The organism is Azospirillum terrae, assembly GCF_053470425.1.
In genome coordinates, this window is the sequence record NZ_JBPXMR010000035.1 from 1 (window position 1) to 3850 (window position 3850).

A 3850-nucleotide genomic window follows, 5' to 3' on the forward strand; every position below is an offset into this window, starting at 1 on the left:
GCCCACTGCGGTCATGGCGCTCTCGCTTTTCCGGTGTCCACATCCTCACCTCCATCCTGGAGGCGACTTTGAATCACAACCGATTCATCCGATTCAACTTCTTCTCGGACGGGCTCTAAGCGCCGCCGCGTGCGTGGACATGTGCCACCCGTCGGCGACCAAGGCCAGCGATCCGAAGACGGTGCCGCCGGCGATCTCGCCGACCATCATGGCCAGGGTAAGCCCGACGACGATCCAGATGCGCCGCTCGTTGCGCTCGTGGTGCTCACCGAGGAAGACGTGCTCGTGCCGCCACGGGTCGAGGGAATGGGAGTGCATGACGGAATCCTACGCAGGCAGAAAGGAACGGATTGAGGAAGCCGAACCCTCGGACGGCGGAAATGGGTGCAATGCTTCGGCGTTGCCCGACCGCGCATCGCCGGTCCCACAGGTCACAGAAGGGTGTGTTCGATCAGGATCTTGGTGCCGATGGCGATCAGGCCAAGACCGCCGACAAGTTCAGCGCGGCGCCCAAGCAGCGGACCCGCGGCGCGCCCGAGCAGCACGCCACCGAAACCCATCAGGAAGGTCACCAGTCCGATCAGCGACGCCGTGATGACGATGTCTAGATCGGCCATGGCCAAGCCGACACCGACCGCGCTGGCGTCGATGCTGGTGGCCACCCCCATGGTGAGCAGGGACAGCCAGCCCGAGCGCGCCGCCGCTGCTTCGTCGTCCGCTTCGCCGCCCAGCGCGTTCCGGACCATGGAGCCGCCGATCAGGAGCAGAAGACCGAAGGCGATCCAGTGATCGACCGCCTGGACCTGCTCGGCGAACGACACGCCCAGCGCCCAGCCCAGGAGCGCCATAGCCAGCTGGAAGGCTCCGAAGGTGATGCCGACGCGCAGGGCCTCGGGGACGCTGGGCCGCTTCTGCGCGGCACCGCACCCGAGAGCGGCGGCGAAGCGGTCCATGGACAGGCTGAAGGCGAGCGCGAGGGAGGTCACACCGAGCATGGGGCATCTCCGGCCAAACGGGACACGACAGCGCCGCCGCCCCCGGTTGACCTTCGGGAGACGGATACGCCATCGGTCTCGCCGAGCCCCGGGACATCGTCCCGCTGCCGCACACGCCACGGGCGATGCCCGAGTCTGTTGGCGCGCGCCCCTCTTCCGGTGAGGGTGGCTACTCCCCAATGCTGGGGCGGAAGCCATCGACGCCCGGCGGGAACGTCAACCCGTATGAACATATGTTCACATGCTTTCCGTAGGGCATGGCGAGGCACCTCCGGTTACGGGGAAGTCAACCCCAGCCACACCGTTTGGCGCAGTCTGAGCATTGGTACAGCCGCTGAGCCGAGAGCGGGCTGGGATCTCCTAGCCGATAGCCACGCGGACGGCCAAGCCGAGGAGCGCGCATACCGCGAGGGTCGGGATCATGCCGACCTTGAAGCGGAAGACGGCGAGCGCCGCACCTACGGTCAGCGCCAGAGAAGCAACGTTCAAGGTACTCAACACCGGGGCTTCGAGCGTGGCTCCGGCGACCCGCACCGGTTCCAACCGCCCGAACAGGACGTGCAGACCGAACCAGACCGCCAGGTTCAGGACCACGCCGACGACCGCGGCGGTGATCGCGGACAGCGCGCCGCCCAGTGCCTTGTTGCCGCGCAGCGCCTCGACGAACGGCGCGCCGAGGAAGATCCACAGGAAGCACGGGACAAAGGTCACCCAGGTGGTCAGCAGCCCGCCCAGCGTCCCCGCCAGAAGTTGCGGCAGCGCGCCGGGCGCGCGGAAGGCACCCATGAAGCCGACGAACTGGGTGACCATGATCAGCGGCCCCGGCGTGGTCTCCGCCATGCCCAGGCCGTCCAGCATCTCGCCGGGATGGAGCCAGCCATAACCCTCGACCGCCTGCTGCGCCACGTAGGCCAGCACCGCGTAGGCGCCGCCGAAGGTGACCACCGCCATCTTCGAGAAGAACACCGCAATCTGGCTGAACACGTTGCTTGGGCCGAGCGTCAGGAGCAGCGCCACGACCGGTCCGAGCCACAACAGCAGGCAGACGGCGCCGACCTTGAGCGACCAGCCGAGCGCCGGCCGCGCGTGGACCGGGGTGCCCTCGCCGAGCAGGCTGTCGGCGTTGGCCAGGGTCTTTCCCTTGGAAGCGCCGTGCCCCCCGCCGACTGCGAATTGCGGCCGGCCCAGCCGTCCGCCGACGAAGCCGACCAGACCGGCGGCGAGGATGATGACCGGGAACGGCACGTCGAAGACGAAGATCGCCACGAACGCCGCCGCGGCGATGCCGATCATCACCCGGTTCTTCAGCGCGCGCCTGCCGATGCGCACCACTGCTTCGAGCACGATGGCGAGCACCGCCGCCTTGAGCCCGAAAAATAGCCCTTGCACCACACCCACGTTGCCTAAAGCGGCGTAGATCCAGCTGAGCGCCATGATGGCGGCGAGGCCGGGCAGGACGAACAGGGTGCCCGCGATCAGGCCGCCCGGCGTGCGGTGCATCAGCCAGCCGACGTAGACGGCCAGCTGCTGCGCCTCCGGACCGGGCAGCAGCATGCAGTAGTTCAGCGCGTGCAGGAACCGCGTCTCGCCGATCCAGCGCTTCTCCTCGACGAGGATGCGGTGCATGACCGCGATCTGCCCCGCCGGCCCCCCGAAGCTGAGGGCGGCGATCCGTGCCCAGACCCGCGTCGCGTCGCCGAGGCTCACCCCGTGCCGGCCGTCCAGCGTCGCGGATACGGCGGCATCCACGGTGGTGTTCGCCTCGGTCATTGGCGCTCTCCTCAACCGCGCCTTTTGCGGAAGTACCCGTAGAGATCCTCGAAGACGGCGGCCCCGCGCTCCACGCGGTGATCGTCGTCATCCGTCGCGGCGGCGATGCCGGCGATCAGCGTGCGGATCCCCGCCGCCTCCTCGCGCTGGAACTTACCGTCCTTGAGGTCGATGTCGTGGACGATCTCGGCGATCGCCTGCAGCGCCCGCTCCGGCCGGACCAGCTTGGCCAGCAGCACCTCGAGGGTGCAGTGGTCGCCCTCGTGGGTGAACTCGGCCTCGAACATGTCGAAGCGCAGTTCGCCCGGCTCCGGGATATAGCCCTTGTCGGGAACAAACTTGAACCGCGGTTCCGGGTCGATGAAGCGGCGGATCAGCCACGCCGAGGCGATGCGGTCCACCAGCACGCCCCGGCGCGTCACCCAGGTCCGGCCCTTCAGCGGCCCGACGTCAGCGGTTTCCATGGTTTCTTCCTCCTGTTTCGAACCGCCTTCGACCTGCGCCAGCCGCGCCTCGACGCCGGCGAGCAGTCCTTCCGCCGGCATCCGTCCGGCCGCGCCGAAGAAGTCGATGGCGACGATCTCCACCAGCCGGCGCCGCAAGCGGGTCACTTGGGCTCGCACTTCGCCGCTGCGCGCGCGCCACATCTCCGGCTCCGCGGCAACCGCCTCCGCCACCCCCCGGCATCGACGGCGAGCGCCTCGTAGTCAGCGTCGCGGGCCTTGTCGAACAGCGCCCGCACCTCCCGGTCGGAGAGGCCATCGACGAAGCGCGCCTCGAACACCGCCGCCTCGCCGCCCCCCTCATTGATCTCGCGCAGCAGCCACTGGAAGTCCTCCTGCGTCTACTCCCCGGCGGGCAGCGCGTAGAGCGAGTTCTTGATCGCCACCGCCCCCAATCCCTGGAGACGGCGCCAGACCTTGACGCGGAAGTACGCGGGCTTCGGCGGCAGCTGATGCGCCAGCAGCAGCCAAGCGTATCGCACATCGGCCGCGTGGGACGCATCGCTCATACGGGCACCTGTATCTCAGACATACCAATAACGTAACGCTTGTATCATTTGTTTGGCAAGCGTACAGTCCGTT

At 68.1% G+C, this 3850-nt stretch carries 6 protein-coding genes and 1 riboswitch; all 6 genes read right to left on the minus strand.

Features of this window, described 5'->3' with window-relative positions:
* Nucleotides 1-93: 93 nt before the first annotated feature.
* Entirely contained in the window at nt 94-318 is a 225-nt protein-coding gene (locus ACSVDD_RS29480) for a hypothetical protein (protein WP_448192982.1), read from the minus strand.
* Nucleotides 319-431: 113 nt separating this feature from the next.
* Nucleotides 432-995, minus strand: a complete 564-nt coding sequence (locus ACSVDD_RS29485) for a manganese efflux pump MntP (RefSeq protein ID WP_448192983.1) — start codon at nt 993-995, stop codon at nt 432-434.
* 91 nt (nt 996-1086) lie between these two features.
* Nucleotides 1087-1185: riboswitch (yybP-ykoY riboswitch) on the minus strand.
* A gap of 170 nt (nt 1186-1355) precedes the next feature.
* Nucleotides 1356-2765 (minus strand): chromate efflux transporter, encoded by a 1410-nt coding sequence (gene chrA / locus ACSVDD_RS29490; RefSeq protein WP_448192984.1) that lies wholly within the window; start codon nt 2763-2765, stop codon nt 1356-1358.
* A gap of 11 nt (nt 2766-2776) precedes the next feature.
* Nucleotides 2777-3376, minus strand: coding sequence for a chromate resistance protein ChrB domain-containing protein (locus ACSVDD_RS29495; protein WP_448192985.1), 600 nt, complete (start codon nt 3374-3376; stop codon nt 2777-2779).
* Nucleotides 3373-3549, minus strand: a complete 177-nt coding sequence (locus ACSVDD_RS29500) for a hypothetical protein (protein WP_448192986.1) — start codon at nt 3547-3549, stop codon at nt 3373-3375. The genes ACSVDD_RS29495 and ACSVDD_RS29500 overlap by 4 nt, the downstream gene beginning before the upstream one ends.
* A 60-nt stretch (nt 3550-3609) precedes the next feature.
* Nucleotides 3610-3777 (minus strand): hypothetical protein, encoded by a 168-nt coding sequence (locus ACSVDD_RS29505; protein WP_448192987.1) that lies wholly within the window; start codon nt 3775-3777, stop codon nt 3610-3612.
* Nucleotides 3778-3850 lie beyond the last annotated feature (73 nt).